Annotated in this window: 20 protein-coding genes and 1 rRNA gene; 11 read left to right on the plus strand and 10 right to left on the minus strand. The window is 65.3% G+C overall.

From position 1 onward, the window contains the following. The 6 genes from HV773_RS22770 to mdcH are packed head-to-tail and all read left to right on the plus strand — an operon-like array spanning position 1 to position 4,579. Positions 1-969, plus strand: coding sequence for a triphosphoribosyl-dephospho-CoA synthase (locus tag HV773_RS22770; protein ID WP_175196792.1), 969 nt, complete (start codon positions 1-3; stop codon positions 967-969). Then, positions 957-1,271 (plus strand): malonate decarboxylase subunit delta, encoded by a 315-nt coding sequence (locus HV773_RS22775; RefSeq protein ID WP_175196793.1) that lies wholly within the window; start codon positions 957-959, stop codon positions 1,269-1,271. The genes HV773_RS22770 and HV773_RS22775 overlap by 13 nt, the downstream gene beginning before the upstream one ends. Then, positions 1,268-2,137 (plus strand): biotin-independent malonate decarboxylase subunit beta, encoded by an 870-nt coding sequence (locus HV773_RS22780; RefSeq protein WP_175196794.1) that lies wholly within the window; start codon positions 1,268-1,270, stop codon positions 2,135-2,137. The genes HV773_RS22775 and HV773_RS22780 overlap by 4 nt, the downstream gene beginning before the upstream one ends. After that, positions 2,134-2,955 carry a biotin-independent malonate decarboxylase subunit gamma gene (gene mdcE / locus HV773_RS22785; RefSeq protein ID WP_175196795.1) on the plus strand — a complete coding sequence of 274 codons (822 nt, stop codon included), beginning with the start codon at positions 2,134-2,136 and terminating at the stop codon, positions 2,953-2,955. The genes HV773_RS22780 and mdcE overlap by 4 nt, the downstream gene beginning before the upstream one ends. After that, entirely contained in the window at positions 2,955-3,641 is a 687-nt protein-coding gene (locus HV773_RS22790) for a malonate decarboxylase holo-ACP synthase (RefSeq protein WP_175196796.1), read from the plus strand. The genes mdcE and HV773_RS22790 overlap by 1 nt, the downstream gene beginning before the upstream one ends. Beyond that, complete coding sequence (gene mdcH, locus HV773_RS22795) at positions 3,638-4,579, plus strand: malonate decarboxylase subunit epsilon (protein ID WP_175196797.1); 942 nt, start codon at positions 3,638-3,640, stop codon at positions 4,577-4,579. Before HV773_RS22790 ends, mdcH begins: the two co-directional genes overlap by 4 nt. A 146-nt stretch (positions 4,580-4,725) precedes the next feature. Here the strand turns inward: mdcH and HV773_RS22800 are convergent, their stop codons facing one another. Together HV773_RS22800 and HV773_RS22805 are read right to left on the minus strand one after the other, a co-directional pair. Then, entirely contained in the window at positions 4,726-5,325 is a 600-nt protein-coding gene (locus HV773_RS22800; RefSeq protein ID WP_175196798.1) for an alpha-ketoglutarate-dependent dioxygenase AlkB family protein, read from the minus strand. 130 nt (positions 5,326-5,455) lie between these two features. Next, a complete protein-coding gene (locus HV773_RS22805; RefSeq protein WP_175196799.1) occupies positions 5,456-5,779 on the minus strand; it encodes a hypothetical protein in 324 nt (107 codons plus the stop codon). Positions 5,780-6,252: 473 nt separating this feature from the next. Between HV773_RS22805 and HV773_RS22810 the strand changes: the two genes are divergently transcribed. Together HV773_RS22810 and HV773_RS22815 are read left to right on the plus strand one after the other, a co-directional pair. Continuing rightward, positions 6,253-7,410 (plus strand): metallophosphoesterase, encoded by a 1,158-nt coding sequence (locus tag HV773_RS22810; protein WP_175196800.1) that lies wholly within the window; start codon positions 6,253-6,255, stop codon positions 7,408-7,410. Positions 7,411-7,441: 31 nt separating this feature from the next. Next, positions 7,442-8,536, plus strand: coding sequence for an AI-2E family transporter (locus HV773_RS22815; protein WP_175196801.1), 1,095 nt, complete (start codon positions 7,442-7,444; stop codon positions 8,534-8,536). 51 nt (positions 8,537-8,587) lie between these two features. Here the strand turns inward: HV773_RS22815 and HV773_RS22820 are convergent, their stop codons facing one another. The 4 genes from HV773_RS22820 to HV773_RS22835 are packed head-to-tail and all read right to left on the minus strand — an operon-like array spanning position 8,588 to position 12,150. Beyond that, on the minus strand, positions 8,588-10,033 hold the full coding sequence (locus HV773_RS22820; protein ID WP_175196802.1) for a heavy metal sensor histidine kinase: 1,446 nt from the start codon (positions 10,031-10,033) through the stop codon (positions 8,588-8,590). Continuing rightward, complete coding sequence (locus HV773_RS22825) at positions 10,030-10,728, minus strand: heavy metal response regulator transcription factor (RefSeq protein WP_175196803.1); 699 nt, start codon at positions 10,726-10,728, stop codon at positions 10,030-10,032. The genes HV773_RS22820 and HV773_RS22825 overlap by 4 nt, the downstream gene beginning before the upstream one ends. A 2-nt stretch (positions 10,729-10,730) precedes the next feature. Then, on the minus strand, positions 10,731-11,087 hold the full coding sequence (locus HV773_RS22830) for a hypothetical protein (protein ID WP_175196804.1): 357 nt from the start codon (positions 11,085-11,087) through the stop codon (positions 10,731-10,733). 25 nt (positions 11,088-11,112) lie between these two features. Then, on the minus strand, positions 11,113-12,150 hold the full coding sequence (locus HV773_RS22835; protein ID WP_175196805.1) for a LysR family transcriptional regulator: 1,038 nt from the start codon (positions 12,148-12,150) through the stop codon (positions 11,113-11,115). Positions 12,151-12,353: 203 nt separating this feature from the next. Here HV773_RS22835 and HV773_RS22840 point away from each other — a divergent pair, with 203 nt between their 5' ends. Further along, complete coding sequence (locus HV773_RS22840) at positions 12,354-13,076, plus strand: MgtC/SapB family protein (RefSeq protein WP_175196806.1); 723 nt, start codon at positions 12,354-12,356, stop codon at positions 13,074-13,076. 203 nt (positions 13,077-13,279) lie between these two features. Continuing rightward, positions 13,280-13,531, plus strand: a complete 252-nt coding sequence (locus HV773_RS22845) for a GlsB/YeaQ/YmgE family stress response membrane protein (protein WP_175196807.1) — start codon at positions 13,280-13,282, stop codon at positions 13,529-13,531. A 69-nt stretch (positions 13,532-13,600) separates the two neighbouring features. Here the strand turns inward: HV773_RS22845 and scpC are convergent, their stop codons facing one another. The 3 genes from scpC to HV773_RS22860 all read right to left on the minus strand — a co-directional run bounded on the left by scpC (position 13,601) and on the right by HV773_RS22860 (position 17,888). Then, positions 13,601-15,130 carry a succinyl-CoA:acetate CoA-transferase ScpC gene (scpC, locus tag HV773_RS22850; protein WP_175196808.1) on the minus strand — a complete coding sequence of 510 codons (1,530 nt, stop codon included), beginning with the start codon at positions 15,128-15,130 and terminating at the stop codon, positions 13,601-13,603. Positions 15,131-15,320: 190 nt separating this feature from the next. Beyond that, positions 15,321-15,524 carry a hypothetical protein gene (locus HV773_RS22855; RefSeq protein WP_035533037.1) on the minus strand — a complete coding sequence of 68 codons (204 nt, stop codon included), beginning with the start codon at positions 15,522-15,524 and terminating at the stop codon, positions 15,321-15,323. Positions 15,525-15,683: 159 nt separating this feature from the next. Then, a complete protein-coding gene (locus HV773_RS22860; RefSeq protein WP_175196809.1) occupies positions 15,684-17,888 on the minus strand; it encodes an FUSC family protein in 2,205 nt (734 codons plus the stop codon). Between the two features lie 202 nt (positions 17,889-18,090). Between HV773_RS22860 and HV773_RS22865 the strand changes: the two genes are divergently transcribed. After that, positions 18,091-19,095, plus strand: a complete 1,005-nt coding sequence (locus HV773_RS22865) for a LysR family transcriptional regulator (protein ID WP_175196810.1) — start codon at positions 18,091-18,093, stop codon at positions 19,093-19,095. Positions 19,096-19,247: 152 nt separating this feature from the next. Here HV773_RS22865 and rrf read toward each other — a convergent pair. Then, a 5S ribosomal RNA gene (gene rrf, locus HV773_RS22870) occupies positions 19,248-19,355 on the minus strand; the annotation flags it as partial.

A 19,355-nucleotide genomic window follows, 5' to 3' on the forward strand; every position in this document is an offset into this window, starting at 1 on the left:
ATGCGCACGCTCTTACTGGACAGGCCGGCCGAAGGCGCGGCGGCCTCGTATAGCGCGACGCCGCGTGGCGCGTGCGACGCCGCGTTGACGCCCGACGCGCAACTCGCGCGCTTCGCGCGCGACGCGCTGATCGAGGAAGCCCGCCTCACGCCCAAGCCCGCGCTCGTGGATGCGCGCGGCAGCGGCGCCCATGTCGATCTCGATCTCGCGACGATGCTGTGTTCCGCACACGCGCTCGAACCGACCTTCGAGGCGCTCGCCCGCGCTTCGCGCGGCGCGACGCCGGGCCACGCGCTGCGCACCGATCTCGCACGCATCGGCCGCGCCGGCGAAGCCGCGATGTTGCGTGCGACCGGCGGCAGCAATGCGCATCGCGGCGCGATCTGGATCGTTGGCTTGTTGGTTGCTGGCGCAACCATTTCGCACACGCCACCCGATGATGCGAGCCCATTTGCCCATGCCGCGCAGATTGCCGAAACGGCGGCGCACATCGCGCGTTTCGACGACCTGCTCGCGCCCGCGATGCGGCAGCCCACGCAAAGCAACGGCGAACGCGTGCGCGAGCGCTACAACGTAGGCGGCGCACGGCGCGAGGCTCAAGACGGCTTTCCGCACGTGATTCGCGTGGGCCTGCCCGCGCTCCACGCGGCGCGCGCGCAAGGGCGCGACGAAGCGGCGGCGCGCGTGGACGCCCTGCTCGCCATCATGGCCTCGCTCGACGACACCTGCGTGCTGCACCGCGCGGGCCTCGCGGGCCGCGAAGCCGCGCAGACGGGCGCGAAGCGCGTGCGCGACGCGGGCGGCATCGCCACGCGCGCGGGCCGCGCCGCGTTCGACGCGCTTGAACGCGCGCTGCTCGCGCTCAACGCATCGCCGGGCGGCGCGGCCGATCTGCTTGCCGCGACGCTCTTCATCGAAAAATTGGTTCACCACCGCATCGGCGGGAGGACGGTTTCATGGAACAACTGACATTCGACTATCCGGCGCAGCGCGCCGTGACAACGCGCGCCCACGTGGGCGTGGTGGGCTCGGGCGATCTCGAAGTGTTGCTGCAGCCCGCCGGCGACATGCAGGCGCACGTGGTCGTGCACACCAGCGTGGACGGCTACAGCCACATCTGGAAGAGCGTGCTCGACCGCTTCTTCACGCGCTACGACGGCGCGGCGCTCATCGAGATCAACGACTTCGGCGCGACGCCCGGCGTCGTGGCGCTGCGCCTCGCCGAAGCCGTGGAAGCCGCACAGGACAGCGCACAAGGGGGCAAGGCATGAGCGCAGGCATCCCAACTCTGCTGCGCGAGAGCTTCATCGAACTCTCCGCGCGTGAGCGCGCCGCCGCTGTGCTCGACAAGGGCAGCTTCCGCGAACTGCTCGGCCCGTTCGATCGCATCGAGTCGCCCTGGCTGCCGCTGCAGGGCATCGTCTGCCAGGCCGACGACGGCGCCGTGATCGCGCGCGGCACGCTCGACGGCGAGCCCGCCGTGGTGTGCGCGATCGAATCGGCGTTCCAGGGCGGCAGCATCGGCGAGGTGTCGGGCAGCAAGATCGCCGCCGCGCTCGAACTCGCGCTCGCCGACTGCGAACGCGGCAAGATCGTGCGCCCCGTGGTGCTGTTCGAGACCGGCGGAGTGCGTTTGCAGGAAGCCAATCTCGGCCTCGCCGTGATCGCCGAGATCCAGTCGGCCATCGTCGCGCTGCGCCGCCATGTGCCGGTGGTCGGCGTGATCGCGGGCATGGTGGGCTGCTTCGGCGGCATGTCGCTCGCGGCGGCCCTGTGCTCATCTCTCGTGATGACGAAGCAAGGGCGACTCGGCATGAACGGCCCCGAAGTGATCGAGCAGGAGGCCGGCATCGAGGAGTTCGATTCGAGCGACCGCCGCCACGTGTGGCAGTTGATCGGCGGCGAGCAGCGTGCGCGCACGGGTTACGCCGATGCGCTCGTGGACGACGCCGTCGACGATGTGCGCGCCGCCGTGCGCGCCGCGTTCGTACGCGGCATACCGCAAGCGCACCGCACCGAGCAGGTCGACGCCACGCTCGCGAAACTCGCACGGGTCGATCCCGCCAGCGTCGCGCCCGACACGATGGGCGCGATGTTCGATACACCATCGTCCCAAACACACGGAGAACCCGCATGAGCGATACGAATTCGAGCCGGGGCGCGCTGTGGCTGCGCGCACTCGCGGGTACGCCGGACGATGCGAGTGCGCCCTGCGTGCAATACGCCGATGCGCCGCTCGACAGCGAGACGGCGCGTTTCATCACGGTCGTGCCCGATCCCGATAACCGCTTCCCCCGCGCGCGCGACAACGTGGTGGGCCTCGAACAGGGTTGGCGTCTCGCGCAGGCCGTGCGCGGCGCGATCGCCGCAGACGCCGCCAGCGGCGCGCGCCGTCCGATCATCGCGATCGTCGACGTGAAGAGCCAGGCTTACGGCTATCGCGAAGAGATGCTCGGCATCCACCTCGCCTGTGCGGCGGCTGTGGACGCCTATGCGAGCGCGCGCCTCGCGGGGCATCCTGTGGTGGCGCTGATCGTCGGACCCGCCATGTCGGGCGCGTTCCTCGCGCATGGCTATCAGGCCAATCGCATCGTCGCGCTCGATGCGCCCGGCACGATGGTGCACGCGATGGGCAAGGAAGCTGCAGCGCGCGTCACGCGGCGCAGCGTCGAGGACCTCGACGCACTCGGCGAGAAGATCGTGCCGATGTCGTACTCGATGGCCTCGTTCGCGAAGCTCGGGCTGCTCGACGAATTGATCGCGGGCGTCGACGCCGATGCGCCGGACGACGCGCAAATCGCGCGCGTGCGCGAGGTGCTTGCGCGAAGGGTGCACGAAGCGCGTCACGACCGGAGTGGTCTCGCGCATCGTCTTCAGGGTGAAGCGGCGCAACGCACGCGCGCGGCGTCGATCGAGGTTCGCGAGCGGCTCGCGCAACAGTGGGACGCTAGCTGATGCGAGTGTGCGCCGCCCCGCCGTTCGCACCGGACGCGCCACGCACGGACGATGTGCGCTGGCGCCCGCACGATCTGCTGCGGCTCGCACGTCTTACGCCCGTGCCAGACGAGCCCGCCTGGGTGCGCGAAGCCTTCGCCCGCGCACCGTTCGCGGTCGTGCGCCGCGCCCAGGCTGCATCGGGCTTCGTGGCGGCGGGCTTGCGCGGCGGCGCGCGCGGCGAGCGCTTCGGCACGTGGATCGATGTTGAGGATATCGAATCATCTGCATCGCCCGAATCGCTGCTCGCGACGGCGCCCTCGTCTGGACGCACCGCACTCACAGCATTCGTGGCGCTCGCGTCGCTGCGCGAGAGCCCAGGCCCGCTGCGCGACTTCGTCTGGGGACCAACCGGCAGCGCGGGGTTCGAATTGGCCACGCAAGTCTCCACGCTCACGGAATCCAGCGATCTCGACCTGCTGATCCGCATGCCCCAACGCAGCCACGCCACGACGATTCAAGCGCTCGCCGCCACGCTCGCGCGTGCCGCCCAGCACGCTGGCACGCGGGTAGACGCTCAACTGGAAACACCGGCGGGCAGTGTCGCGCTCGCCGAACTCTTACAGTGGGCGACCGGCAAGACACGCGTGCTCGCGCGCGCGAGCGACGGCGCTCGCCTCGTCGCCGATCCGTGGCAAACGTCATGAGTCTCGCCTGCCTTTTTCCCGGCCAGGGTGCGCAAAGCCCCGGCTTCCTGCACCGGCTGCCCGAGCACGAGGTCGTGCGCGCTACGCTCGACGAAGCCGCGGCAACGCTCGGTATCGACATTCTCGCGCTCGATAGCGCGCAGGCGCTGCAATCCACGGTTGCGGTGCAAATCGGCCTCGTGGTGGCCGGCGTGGCGCACGCTCGCGCACTCGCCCAGGTGGGGCTGACGCCGCAGTTCAGCGCCGGACTCTCGGTGGGCGCGTATCCGGCCGCCGTGTGCTGCGGCGCGCTCGACTTCGCCGATGCCCTGCGCATGGTGAAAAAGCGCGCCGAGCTGATGGAATCCGCGTGGCCATCGGGCTATGGCCTCGCGGCCGTCTCTGGGCTCAGTGAGACGCAGGTGGAGGCGCTTGCAGACATAAACGTACACACGCAGGACGGCGCCGCGCGCGTCTACGTGGCCAACGTCAACGCACCGCGCCAGATCGTCGTGGCGGGAGCCGATGCAGCGCTCGAAGCCTTCGCCACTCGCGCGCTCGCGGCCGGCGCACGCAAAGTGCAGCGGCTAGCGGTTTCCGTTCCTTCGCATTGCGAACTATTAACCGACGCCACGGAGCAACTCGTGGCGTGGTCGCGCGACATTCCGTTTCGCTCACCCGAAGGCGTCTACATCGACAATCGCGGCGGCCGCCCGCTCCATGACGGCGATGCGATTCGCGCCGACCTCGCCACCAACATGCGCTACACGGTACGCTGGTACGACGCGCTCACGGTCATGATCGAGTCGGGCGCGACCGTGCTGGTCGAAGCGCCGCCCGGCCAGGTGCTCACCGACATCGCCCGCGAGCACTACCCGGAAGTCGCGGCATTGAGCGCGGCCACGCTGCCGCTCGACCGGCTCGCGGCCACCGTGCGGCGGCGTCTCGGCGTGGATTAATGGCGATCAGACTGTCTGTCACCGCAAGCCCGCGAATAAAATATTTATGCGCATAAAGTTGAATTAGATTTTTAGCGCAACATCTCCTGACGGCGCAAAATTTCGGCGAATCAGCACCCAATTCGCCGCAAAATCCGCCAACACCCCTACTTTTTACGCAATTCCGGCATCACCACGCGAAACGTCAGATTCACCCGCTCGCCGCTCACCGCAGGCTCCTTGGGCACCCGATGACGCCACTGCGCCTGCGTCTTGCCGCGCATCACCAGCAGGCTGCCGCCCGAAAGCGGGAATGAGCGCGTCACGCCGGTCGCGTTGTGGCGCAAGTCGAAGCGCCGCGTTGCGCCGAGGCTCAGCGAGGCAATCACGGGCTCCGGGCCGAGTTCGGGTTCGTGGTCGGCGTGCCAGCCCATGCTGTCCGTGCCGCTGCGGTAACGGTTGAGCAGCACGCTGTTGAAGCGGACACCGCAAAGCGCGGCAATCGCGTCGCGCAGTTCGGCCACGGCCGGCGTCCACGGCTGTGGCACATTGCGGATTCCCGAATAGATATAGACGGCGCCGGGGTCGCCCTGCCATGCGGTCAAACGCGGCTGGTCGACCCAGCCGCCCGGCGTGCGAATACGCTCCTGGCGCCAGTCCGTTTCGGCGACGATGCGCGCCAGCCACTCGGCCGCCGCCGTGGGCGCGAGCCACACGGGATGCCAGTCGACGTCGGGTTGCGGGGTATCGTCGAAGAGGTCGAACATCGGGAGCGCTTGCATCGAGGAGAGAGACGCGCAGTGTCGCACGAGCGCCTATTGCGCGCGGCCGGAGCGCAGCGCTCGCTGCGGCGTCGCGATCCGGCGATCCAGCCGGCATGGGACAGAAGCTATCGCCTCAGGTCAGTAGCGCGATATAGAACACCACCGCGCCAATGAGCGCGCCGACGAAACAAAAGGCTTCGGGCGATTCATCAGTCGTGCGCGAGCGCAGCCACGCCCCCGCCACGCCGAAGAACCCCGCGATGCCCAGCGCGACGAACAGCATCACGACGTCGAATAACGCGCTGCGGCCGAGTTCGAGGATGTCGACGTGCCTCACCGCGAAATACAGCGCCACGGCCATGATCGACAGCACGACCATTGGCAGCATGACGTGGCTACCCTCGCGACCCACATGACGACCATGAAGCCCTTGCACGTTTGGCCTGGTGATTTTCATGACCCGTCCCCCCAGAGCGCCCGAAACCGCACGGGCCTCGATTCGAGCATAGTTCATCGATCAGGCCACTTCAATGAACGTTTAATAGCGTTCACGGGCCCTCGAGAAAATAGTGCGACGTCGGCCCGAGGTTGGCAATCCAGGGTTATGCCGCAGCGCCACACTCGCCCCGCCGGATTGCCGTGCACGCCTGTGGTGCGCGTTGCTGCAACGCGCCGAAGCCGCGCCCTGTTATACGTCGCATCGCGCCCCGCCACGCGCCGGCACGAACCGTGCGCTGCCGGTAAAATGCGGCGAATGCACGAGCGGTGCATCCGCACAAACCATGTAGCGGGCCATGCGATGCACTCCGCCAGCCGCGCGCTGCCGCGCAGCCGGTGTCCGCGCTTCCCGCTCCGTGGGACTGAGTTGTTCAACCTGGTTGCCAACGCGGGTTACCTGCGCTGGTAACCCGCGCCACCCATCGGCCCGACATGCCCCGACTTTCGTTTCTGCTCCGCTTCATTTCCATAGGCGTGCTATTGCACGTCTATGTCGGCTTCCGGCTGATTCCCGACCTGCCCGTGCCCACCACGGGCAAGTGGCTCGCCGCGCTGTGGCTCGTGCTTTCCGTGGCGGCGATTCCGCCCGGCATGCTCGCGCGCCGCTTCAAGCGCCAGCCGCTCGGCGACCGCCTCGCATGGATCGGCATGCTCGCAATGGGATTTTTCTCGTCGCTGCTCATGCTGACGCTCGCGCGCGATCTCGTGCTCGCATCGCTCATGACCATCGAATCGATCTGGCCGCACAGCGTCGATCTCGCGCGCTGGCGCACGGGCAGCGCCGCCATCGTCGTCGTGCTCGCGTTCTGCTCTACCGCATTCGGCTTTTTCAACGCACGGCGGCGCGCGCGCGTGCGCAACGTCGACGTGCCGATCCGCGGGCTTCCCGCCGCGCTCGATGGATTCACGATCGTGCAGTTGAGCGACATCCACGTCGGGCCCACCATCAAGCACGATTACGTAGACGCGATCGTGCGCGCCGTGAACCAGCTCGACGCCGACGTGGTGGCCATCACGGGCGATGTCGTGGACGGCAGCGTGCAGCATCTTTCGAATCACACCGCGCCGCTTGGGCGGCTCGCGGCAAACCACGGCGTCTATCTCGTCACCGGCAATCACGAGTACTACTCGGGCGCCGATGCGTGGGTTGCCGAGTTTCGGCGCATCGGCCTCACGGTGCTGATGAACCAGCACGTGGTGATCGAACACGGCGGCGCGCGGCTCGTGCTCGCGGGCGTGACTGACTACACCGGCGGCAACTTCGATCCCGCACATCGCAGCGATCCGCAAGGCGCCCTGCGCGGCGCGCCGGCCGAAGTGAACACGCGCGTCCTGCTCGCCCATCAGCCGCGCACCGCGCATGCGGCCGCCGATGCGGGCTACACGTTGCAGTTGTCGGGCCACACACATGGGGGGCAAATCTTCCCGTGGAATTTTCTCGTGCGGCTACAGCAGCCATTCACGGCCGGCCTCGAAAAGCTCGGCGGCCTGTGGGTCTACACGAGCCGCGGCACGGGCTATTGGGGACCGCCCAAGCGGCTCGGCGCACCTTCGGAAATCACGCGCGTGCGGCTCGTAGGCGCCCGCTGAGCCTGCCGGTACACAAAGGAAATCACCGCTCATGGATGGCAACAAGAACCTCCACCAGACCGCGTTCTATCTGCTGCTCTTCGTCGTCTCCATCGCACTATGCTTCGTGCTCGCGCCATTTTTCAGCACCGTGCTCTGGGGCGCGATACTCGCGCTGATCTTTCAGCCCGTGCAGCGCCGCATCGTTGCGCGCCTCGGGCGGCGCCGCAATCTCGCCGCGCTCATCACGCTGACGATCTGTCTCGTGATCGTGATCTTCCCGCTCACGCTCGTGGCGGGCACGCTGATCCAGCAAGTGAGCTACGCCTACGCACAAGTGCGCTCGGGCAGTCTCGACTTCGGCGCGTACTTCAGCCAGATCGTGCATGCGCTGCCGCAGTCGCTGCAAAATCTGCTCGCGCGCTATGACCTGATGGATCTGCCGGGCCTCCAGCAGCGCCTTTCCGCGGGCGCGGCGCAAATCAGCCAGTTCATCGCCACGCGCGCGCTGAGTGTCGGGCAAATCACGGTTCAGTTCATGGTGAGCTTCTGTGTGATGCTCTACATGTTCTTCTTCCTCGTGCGTGACGGCCGCGAAATTTCCCGGCTCGTGCGCGATGCGATCCCGCTCGACGAATCGCACAAGCAGCATCTGATCCGCAAGTTCACGACCGTGATCCGCGCGACCGTGAAGGGCAATGTGGCCGTAGCGTTCGTGCAGGGCGCGCTGGGCGGCATCGCGCTCTGGGTGCTGGGGATTCAGGGCGCGCTGCTGTGGGGCTTCGTGATGATGCTGCTTTCGCTGCTGCCCGCGGTGGGCGCGGCGCTCGTGTGGGTGCCCATCGCGCTTTACTTCATCTCGACGGGCGCGCTCGCCAAGGGCATCGGCCTCACGCTGTTCGGCGCGCTCGTGATCGGCACCGTGGACAATGTGCTGCGGCCCCTGCTGGTGGGCAAGGACACGCGCTTGCCAGACTGGGTCGTGCTGATTTCGACGCTGGGCGGTATCTCGCTGATGGGCATCAACGGCTTCGTGATCGGACCGCTGATTGCCGCGCTCTTCATCAGTTGCTGGGACCTGCTGCGCCGCGACCAGCACCATCACGACGGCGTCGCCAGCCATCCGGCGGACGACGATCGGGTCTAACGTCCAGCGACCAGCGGCTGGCGGCGCGAAGACCGCGCACCGCTTGCTTGCTCACGAAGATACGTGCAACGGCAGCCCCGCGCGCCCCTGGCGCGCGGCGTCGGGCGCAACGAACGCACTCCCCACTGCTTCGCCCAATCCTGCGGCCACCGAGAAACCAACCGTATTGACACCGTTCGCACTGCGCACGAATACCGTGCCGCCGTGCATCTCGGCCACCGCCTTGACGATGGAAAGCCCGAGGCCGTGGTTCTCGTGGCTATTCGAGCGCGCTTCCTGAATACGGTAGAAGCGGTCGAAAATATGCTCGCGCACCACGGGATCCAGCGGCTCGCCAGGGTTCGACACGGCGATTTCGACATGACCGTCCTGCGGCGCAATGGTCGACTGCAAAACGGTTCCGGGCGGCGAGTGCTGAATCGCGTTCACGAACAGATTGCTCATTGCTCGGCCAATCAGCGAGGTATTGACCCACGCGCGCGCGTCGCCGCGCACCTGCACGCTCAACTGCGCCTCTTCCAGCGGGATCTCCAGAAACTCCAGCATGCGCTCGACTTCGGCGCGCAGCGAAACCTCCGTAAGCTCGGTCGCGCGCTCGCCCCGATCGCTGCGCGAAAGGAACAACATGTCGTTGATGATCACGCGCAATCGTTCGAATTCCTCAAGATTCGATTGCAGCGTTTGCTGCAACTGCACAACCGAGCGGTCACGCGTGAGCGCCACCTGGGTCTGGCCGATCAGGATGCTCACGGGCGTGCGCAGTTCGTGTGCGACGTCGGCGTTGAACGATTCGAGGCGTTCATAGGCCTTGTCGAGGCGCTCCAACGCGCCATTGAACGAGGTCGCCAGTTCATGCAGCTCTTCGGGCAGCTCGCCGGCGTGTAGCCGCTGGCGGCGGTTCGAGGGGCTCAGTTGCGCCGCCTCGCGCGAGAGTCGTGTAAGCGGCGCAAGGCCGAAGCGCGTGACGGCGCGGCTCAGCAGCGCCACTGCGATGGTCGAAAGCACGATCAGCACGCCAAGCGCAATGCCGAAGCGCCGCAACATGCTTTCGGTGCGCATGCAATCGCTCGCCACCACGAGTTTCACTTCGGGGCGCTCGCCGTTCGCGGGCAGCGTCATGCTCGTGACGATCAAGTCGTAGTTGTAGCCCGCCGGCCGCACGAGCCGATAATCCGGCCCGACCTCTCCGGTGATCTTGCCCGCGATGGGCGCGCCGAAGCGAAAGCGTGGATCGGCAGCTTCCACGTAGTAGTGCATGCGGCTGTCCGCCGGCGAGAGATCATGCAGTTTCTCCTGCACAAACGCCCATTTTTTGACATCCGATGCGTGCGCAACGATCAAACCCGCGATGCGCGCCCGCGCGTCGAGCGTTTCGCGCAACTCGTTGAAAAGCTGATGCTGCATCAGCAAGAACAGCCCCGTGCCGGTGAGCGTGAACACGATCAGCGAGACCGCTGCGAACATCGCCGAAAGCCGCAGCGAGATCGAGCGCTTCATGACGGCTGGCCTCCGTCCTCGCGCGCCTCGCGCATTTCGAGCACGTAACCCATGCCGCGTATCGTGTGCAGCAGCTTGGACGCGTGCGGGCCGTCGAGCTTCGCACGCAGCCGCTTGATGGCGGTTTCCACCACATTGGCATTGCTCTCGAAGTTCACGTCCCACACGAGTTCGGTGATGAGCGTCTTCGAAAGAATCTCGCCGCGCCGCCGCGCAAGCACCGAAAGCAGTTGAAACTCCTTCGCGGTGAGATCGAGCCGCACGCCGTCGCGCGTCGCGCGGCGGCTGATGAGGTCGACCTGAAGATCGCCCACGGAGACGAGCGTGGACTCCTGAACCCGCGCGCGGCGCGTAAGCGCGCGCAGGCGCTCGACGAGTTCGAGAAACGAGAACGGCTTGGTCAGATAGTCGTCGGCGCCGTCGCGCAAGCCATGTACACGGTCGTCCACGCGGTCGCGCGCGGTCAGCATGATCACCGGCGTGTCCTTCTTCGCGCGCACCGCGCGCAGCACACCGAAGCCGTCGAGCTTCGGCAGCATCACGTCGAGCACGATCACGTCGAAGTCGTACTCGGTCGCCATCCACGCGCCCTCTTCGCCGTCCATCGCCACGTCGACGACCCAGCCTTGCTCGCTCAATCCGCTGCGCAGGTACTCCACGACCTTGCGCTCATCTTCGATCACCAATACTTTCATCGTCATCCTCCTCTTCGCGCGGCGCCGGACGGCGCCTCGCGGCAAGGGCCCGCGCGACAGGCGCCGCCGGGCACCCGCGCCAGATAAACCACCGTGGCAGGCTGCTGACCATGAATCTGCACCTCCTCGCGCTCGCTGGCAAGCCGTTGCGGCTTCGTGAGGCTGGCGAGATGGCGTGCGTTCACCGCATCCATCGCGTTCGAGACGATCGTGCGGGTCGCGCCGACGCCCAGCACCAATGCGACGACAATCGCCGCGACGCGCGCACGCTTGCCGACCCGCGCATACCCGGGCAGATCGATGGGGTGCTCGCCATTCACGGAGATGCCGGGGGACGAATGCTGCTCTGATTGGCTCATTTATTCTTCAAGTGGAGCGTTGTACCTAGTTCACCAGCCGCAAATGTTCGACTTCATGCCCTTCGTGCACACCGTGGGCCTGGCGCGCTTCGCGCAGTCGCGCGCGCGCCGTAGCGCGCTGTCGTTGCGGCACATCGCAGGCCGCAAGCGAGGCTTCCTGCTCGGCCAGCACCGCTGGAACCTTTTCGCGCAGGAACTCCACGAACGTGCGGATCTTCGCATCCAGATAGCGGCGCGAAGCATAGAGCGCGTAGATGTTGAGCGTTTGCAGACGATGCGTGGGCAGCACGCGCACGAGCGAGCCGTCCGCGAGACCCGGCAGCGCCACCGGCACCGGCAGCGGGCCGATGCCCATGCCCTCGCGTATGGCGAGCGCGAGCGCTTCGGGATTGTTCACCTGGAAAGGCGTCACGCCGGTATGGCGGAATGTTTCTCCATGCGGCCCCTCGGAAACCCATTGGCCCGCGGGCAGGCTCGCATCGGTCAGATGCAGGCAGGTGTGCGCCTCGAGATCGTCGAACGAGCGCGGCTCGCCGCGAATTTGCAAATACGCCGGCGACGCGCAGAGAATGGCCGCGGTGCTGCCCAGTTGCTGCGAAATCAGCGCGGAATCCCCAAGCTCGGCGGCCACCACCACGGCCACGTCGAAGCCTTCTTCGATGATGTCGGGCATCTGCTGCGCAATGGTCAGATCGACGGCGACATCGGGCAAATGCTGCTGATAGCGCGCAATCAACGGCATTACATAATGCTGACCAAAACTCGTGCCGCCATAGACGCGCAGCTTGCCCACCGGATTGCCCTGCGCGGCGGCCGCTTCGGATTCCGCTTGTTCGATATCGGCAAGAATGCGCTTGCAACTTTGCAGATAGCGCTCGCCCGCCTCGGTCAGCGACATGCGCCGCGTGGTGCGGTTCAACAGGCGCGCGCGCAACCGCGACTCCAGGTCCGTGACGGCGCGCGAAACCTGTGCAGTCGTCATCGACTCGCTCACGGCAGCGCGCGTAAAGCTGCCCGATTCCACCACCCTCACGAAGACCCGCATATTGCGCAGCGTATCCATCAGCGGCTCCTGGCCCATTCCATCATCGATACCGCCAGTCTCGCTGCCAGGCCGTGACCCCATGCTGACCCGTACATGGCAGCCACGCCAGCTTGGCGAGCCTTGCTGTCCCGCGTATGATCCACGGCGCCCCCTCCGCACTGCGGAGCGCCCCACGCATGCGTGCCGCGAGGCATTGCGCGCGCAGCCTTCATGACAGAACGATGACTTACGAATTCGCCTTGCGCCTTCTCGCGGCGTTCGCCTGCGGCGTCGCCATCGGACTGGAACGCCAGATGCGCCAGCGCACTGCTGGCCTGCGCACCATCACGCTCGTTGCAAGCGGCGCATGCCTGTTCGTCACGCTCGGCGTGCTCACGGGCAACGGCACCAGCGGCGTAACGCAGATCGCGGCCTATGTGGTCTCAGGCGTGGGCTTTCTCGGCGGCGGCGTGATCATGCGCGACAAGGGCTCCATCCAGGGCATCAACACGGCAGCCACGTTGTGGTGCTCCGCCGCCGTGGGCGTGCTGTGCGGCGCGGGTCACTACGTCCCGGCGCTCGCCGGCACGGGCGTCGTGCTGATCACCAATACCTTGCTACGCGAGGTGAGCCGCATCATCAATCAGGCGCCGCTTTCCAACGCCGACCTCATGAGTGTCTACGTGCTCACAGTGGTGTGCCGCGAAGAAGACGAGATCCACATTCGCACCGTGCTCTCGAACTCGATGTATTCCACGCCGCTCTCGTTTCAGAGCCTCACGAGCGAAGACGTGCCCGGCGCGGAGAGGCCTGGCGAGCCGCAGCGCCTGCGCGTCACCGCGACCTTGCGCCTGCACCCGAAATATCAGCCCAAGCTCGAATTGATGGCGAGCCGCCTGAGCATGGAAAAAGGCGTTTCGAGCGTGAGCTGGACTGCCGCGGAAACCGAGGTCGCCCCCGAGTAAGTGAGCTGCATACATCATCGAAGCACCATCGGCACGCATTCCTTACGAATACATTTCGACTTCGTTGCAGTTTTTGAAACGTTCCCCCCGCTGACGACAAGAACTGTCAATTCTAGCCACGTTTCATGGACTCGACCCCATCCATGGACTAAGCTCCAGTTCGTTGTGTTTAATTGTTCACACCAACGAGAGGGGTCCTCCATATGCAACACGGCATCATCGCGTGGCTCATCATCGGCGCAGTCGCTGGCTGGCTTGCCGGGCTGCTCGTCAAGGGCGGCGGCTTCGGTTTGATCGTCGATATCATTGTCGGGATCGTCGGGGCTTTCATCGGTGGCTGGCTCGCGGGCCTGCTCGGGATCCACATCGGCAGCGGCATGATCAGCTCGATCATCACGGCCATTGTCGGCGCGGTCATCCTGCTCTTCATCATCAGGCTGTTCCGAAGAGCGTAGCGATTCGCAGCCGTTAACGAAAAACGGGAGCACCATCGCTGGTGCTCCCGCTTTTTTTTGCGTTGAGGCTTATGCGCCGTTGGCCACGAGGCCGCCCGCGCGCTCAGGAAGCATCGAGCCGGTCTCGTTGAAACGCAGATGCATTTCATACGCCCGGGCGAGATTGTGAGGCGTCTGGCCGCCGATCTTCAGCGCGTCGTCATAGTAGTCGCGCAGCAGGTCGCGGTAGAGCGGATGCGCGCAGCGATCGATAATCAGCTTCGCGCGCTCGCGCGGCGCGAGGCCGCGCAGGTCCGCAAGGCCCTGCTCGGTGACGATCACGTCCACGTCGTGCTCATTGTGGTCGACGTGCGGCACCATCGGCACGATGCTGGAGATGCGGCCGTCCTTCGCGATGGCCTTGGTCGCGAAGATCGCGCACGAGGCATTGCGCGCGAAATCGCCCGAGCCGCCAATGCCGTTCATCATGTGCGTGCCGCCCACGTGTGTCGAATTCACGTTGCCGTAGATGTCGCATTCGAGCGCCGTGTTCAGCGCGATGAGCCCGAGGCGGCGAATCACTTCCGGATGGTTGCTCACTTCCTGCGGACGCAGCACGAGCTTGTCGCGATAGCGGTCGAGATCGGCGAGCACCTGGGCCTGGCGTGAGGCGGAGAGCGTCATGGATGCCCCCGAGGCGAACACCATCTTGCCTGCGTCGATCAGGTCGAAGGTGGAATCCTGAAGTACTTCGGAGTACATCGTAAGTGCTTCGAATGGCGAATTCACGAAACCCGAGAGCACCGCGTTCGCGATCGTGCCGATACCCGCCTGCAGCGGCGGCAACTGCGCACTCATGCGACCGTGCTTCACTTCGTGCTGCAGGAACTCGATGAGGTGTCCGGCGATGCACGCGGTTTCTTCGTCGGCGGGCAGCACGGTCGAAGGGCTGTCCGCTTCGTTGGTGATGACGATGGCGGCGATCTTCTCGGGCGGGATGTCGATGATGGACGTGCCCACGCGATCGTGCGGATGCAGGATGGGCAGCGGGTCGCGGTGCGGGCGGCGGCCCGGAATCCACACGTCGTGCAGGCCTTCGAGCGCAAGCGGCTGCGCGAGGTTGAGTTCGACGATCACCTTCTCGGCGAGAATCGCGAAGCTCGCCGAATTGCCCACCGAGGTCGTGGGAACGATGCCGCCCGTTTCGGTGATCGCAGCGGCCTCGATGATCGCGAGGTCGAGCTTGCCGAGCAGGTTCGCGCGCAACATCTCGACGGTCTCGGAGAGGTGCTGATCGACGAACATGACTTCGCCGCGATTGATGGCGCGGCGCAACGTGGTGTCCACCTGGAACGGCAAGCGTCGCTCAAGTACGCCGGCTTCGGTCAGCATGCGGTCGACGTCATGGCCAAGCGAGGCGCCCGTCATCAGCGTGATCCGCAGCGGCTCCTGCTCTTCGCGCGCACGGCGCGCCAGTTCGATGGGCACGGCCTTCGTGTCGCCCGCGCGCGTGAAACCGCTCGCGCCGACACGCATGCCGTTGCGCACGAGTTTTGCCGCCTCGGCAGCCGAAGTGATTTTCCCGCGCAATGCGGCACAGCGAATACGGTCTTCGTACATCAAAGTCTCCACTAACTACCGGAAATGCCAAATGCCCTTTTCAGGTCTCGCTTCGGTGGCGTTGCATTACGGTTTCTGCAATACGGTTTTGCAGCCATCATGCGCAAAGCCGCGGGGCCTCATGCGAAGGCGCCGCGGCAAGGAATTCAAGCTGGCGCCTCGCTCATTCATGGCGGGCGGTCACTCGATCTCAGCTACCGAAATAGAGGGTGCAAAAGCTGGCCGGGCCGACGCATTCGTCTTTCTTTGCCGGCTTTGCGGTCTGATTGACAGGCTGCGCTGCGCTTTGCGCGACCTGCTGAGGGACGCTCGGCTCCGATGCTTCATTCTGTGCAAAGGCGGAGGCGGCGGCAAACAACGAACAGGCAACAACAGCGAACTTCAGGGACTTCATTTCACTCTCCAGTGCTAATGGTTACTGCGAAGCAGTGGTGTGACTATATGACCCGGACCCGGAACGATTAAGACGGCGAGATGGAAGGCATATTTCCAGGCCGCAGCAAGATCGCGCACATGCCAGCCCGGATTGCAGATTCGGGGCGGCTTCCGGGCATCACGAACGACGGGAACTGCGCTCGCGCGGGCGACGCGCAAGCGCGGCCAGCGGGGCATCGCGGTCGATGAGTGCGCTGTGAATGAAATGCAGATGGCTCAGGATCCGCTGCACGTCGTGCCTGCGCTCACGGTCGTGCCGAACGCCGGGAAGCGCTTCCTGAGCGATCCGGGTGGCCGCCCGCACCGATACAAGCGCACGCTCCAGCGGCGCGGCGCCGGGATCCTCGAAAAGCCGCGCGATATCGTCGAGCACCTGATCGAGACCTGCCAGCCATCCGCGCTCGGCAATGCCAAGCCACGTGGCAGCCTGCGCCTCATGGCGCAAGTCGATCACGGCATGCCCCACCTCGAGCGTGATCAGCATCCAGCGCAACGCGCGCCGGTGTGCCTGCTTGCGGCCATTGAGCAGCAACCGCAGTTGGTGCATGAGGTCGTGCGTGCCTGACTGGAAATGCTGGCTGAGTCCTTGCGGCTCGCCACGGCAGGCAAGCTCGACCTGAGCGCGCAACGCCACGCACATGCGCTCGACGAGCCAGTTCATGTGCGGAGGGAACACCACGGCGAACGCAAGCGCGGCCACCATCATCGCCACCACGACCGCGATACCGTTATTGATCAGTAGATCGGGCGTGTAGACGATCACGTTGTCGGGGCCAGCGAGCAGGCAGAGAAACACCGAGAATCCGACACCGAAGCCGGCGATGCGTGGACGCGTCGCGAAAAACGCACCCATTGCGAGCAACGGCGCGAGCGCCACGCAGAGCAGCGGGAAGCCGTCGACGTTCGGATACACGTAGCAGGTGAGCAGATAGCCGACGAGCGCCGCGCAGCCCGCACCCGCCGCCATCTGAAACGCCATGCGCGTGGCCCGTGGCGCGGACGAGGTAAGCGCGCAGGTCAGCGCGGCAGCGATCATCGCGAGGCCGCCGCTCGGCCAGTCGGTCTCCACCCAGAACCAGCCGAGCGCAGCCACCACCACGGCCGTGCGCATGAAAGTGAACCCCACCACGTACCAGCTCGTGCGCGGCACATAGCGTGTCATGCGCGGCTCGGGCGGCAGCCCCGCCTGCGTGAGCGACGCCCACGTACCGCTATAACGCGCTATTTCAGCCGTGAAGCGGTAGAGCAGTTCAGCGGAGGTGTCGAAGTCTTGCAGCGAATCGGGTGCGCCCGCTTCGAGCGGCCGGCGCGTTTCGCGCACACGGTGCGGCAGTGTGCGCATGAACGACGCCAGGTCTTGCGCGATACGCAATGCGTACGCCCGATCGGCTTCGTTCTGACGAGGACGTTGCGCGAGCAGCGCCGCAAGCTCGCTGAAATATGGCACAAGCGGCGCGATGGCTTCGTTATGCCTGCGCAGACGCCTTTTCAACTGACGCAGCGCGTGCAGGCGCGCGCAGACGTCCATGAACTCGCCGTTCAGGCGCGCAAGCAGCTGGCTGCGCGCGCGCATCGTCGGATCCTCGAAAAATGAGAAAGCGCGCGTGGCCTCGAAGCCAACGATCTCATCGACGAGCTTCGCGAATCGCCCTTCAAACGCGCCTCTTTCCAGCCTGTCGGACAGCACAAGCGCAGCGAACGCAGTAAAATCGATATAGCGGGCGCGTAAAGTGCGCTCGAGCAGCGAGCCCGATTGCCGGGGCACGATAACGGCACTGACCACCCCCGAGCACAGGATCCCCACGGCCACTTCGGCCCCGCGCCCGAGCGCGGCGAGAAAGAGCCCATCAGGCTGCGTCACGAGCGGAATGCCGATCAGCGCAGCGGTATAGCCAGCCAGCACGAAAGCGTACCAACGAAAATGGCGATTTCGCATGGCGGCCGCGGTACACGCGGCCACCCACCCCGTCATCCCGAGTATGTAAAGCTCGGGTTGCTGGATAAAGACGGCCCCCAACACCACTGCCGCGACCATGCCCACGGCGGTGCCCACGATGCGGTAAACGCTCTTCGCGAACACCATGCCGGAAAGCGGTTGCATCAGCACGAACACCGTCGTCATCGCAATGCGCGGTTGGGGCAGATCGAGCCGCATCGCTATGCCCAAGGCAAGCAATCCCGCCATGACTGTTTTCAGCAGATGCAGCCAGATCGCGCCATTGCTAGCCTGCCACTCTCTCAGGCCGCGCCGTGCGGCTCGCCACATGATTTCGCCGCGACGACGCGGGCCAATCGCTCGATGTATCGCTGGCTGGCGGTTCATTTAAAACAGCGCGCTACGCTCGGATTGTTACGAAGAATGCCGTCGCGAATCGGGTCGGCAGGCGCCGATTGTAGGAGTCTCAGTTGAGCGAATTAACGGTGCGGGCGGGGAACGTCCGTTCCAGATCACTCAACAATGTTGGAGTCCGCGAGGCGGACAATATTGTTTTCGTGCCGAACAAGAAGTTCTCAAAGAAGGTCTGATGGATACGCTACAAAATATGCGGGTGTTTATCCGCGTTGTCGAAGCCGGCAGTTTCACCGCCGCGGCCCAGTCGCTCGATTCGACCACCGGTGCGATGTCGCGCGCGGTCTCGGAGCTGGAAGCGCATTTGCGCACGCGTCTGCTGAACCGCTCGACGCGCCGACTCGCCCTCACTCCCGCCGGCGAACGCTATCTGAAACGCTGTTCGCAGATTCTCGCGGACGTCGACAGCGCCGAGGAAGAAGCTAGCTGCGCCCACGAGCGTCCTGCTGGCGCATTGCGTATGCACAGTTTCGCGAGCATCGGGCAACAGTACGTGCTGCCCGCGATCTCGCGCTATCGCGCTTTGCATCCTGAAGTGACAGTCGAGCTTACGCTTTCGCAGCGCATGCCCGATCTGTTCGAGGGTAGCAGTGATGTGTCGGTGGTGACCGCGGCTTCGCTGCCGAACTCCGATCTCGTCTCGCACCAACTGGGTTCGTCGTGCAGCATCCTGTGTGCGTCGCCCGCTTATGTGCATACGCACGGTGCACCACGTACGCCGGCGGATCTCGCGCACCACGATTGTCTGATTCTCAAGACGCCGACCGCGCCGGCGCATGAATGGGTGCTCGAAGGCCCGGAGGGCAGCGTCGAGATGCAGGTAGATGGGCCGGTTCAGGTAAATATCGCCGAGTCGCTTGCGGTGGCGATTCGTGAGGGAATGGGCATTGGCATGCTGCCGGTGTATGCGGCTATAGAAGGCCTACGTAACGGCTCGCTCGTGCGCGTGCTGCCTCAGCACATCCTGCAGAAAAACCACGTGTATGCGCTGTATCCGTCGCGCAAATTCGTGGATGCAAAGACAAAGACCTGGGTGGAATTCCTGCGCGCGCATCTCCCGCAGGTGATCGCTCGCGATATGGCGTTGCTCGAGGAGCTCACGCAGGAGCAGCTTGCCGATGCGTCCGCGATATCAACGTCAGATGACACCGCTGCGCCTCAGGCCAAAGCCGTGCATTGACGCGCCGTCGTTCGGTACAGTTGTTCGGATACCGAATACAAAGCAGCCGTCCATGTGACGGCTGTTTTTTCCTGCTATTTCCCACGCGCGTAAACGCCAGAACCCCGGCGCTCTTTCGGAGCCACCGGGGTTCTGGACGTACTGCATAGGGAGCCTGACGATTACCTACTTTCACACGGGCAATCCGCACTATCATCGGCGTGGAGCTGTTTCACGGTCCTGTTCGGGATGGGAAGGGGTGGGACCAGCTCGCTATGGTC

Origin of the sequence: Paraburkholderia caffeinitolerans (genome assembly GCF_902859945.1) — a bacterium.
In the GTDB taxonomy this organism is placed as follows: domain Bacteria; phylum Pseudomonadota; class Gammaproteobacteria; order Burkholderiales; family Burkholderiaceae; genus Paraburkholderia; species Paraburkholderia caffeinitolerans.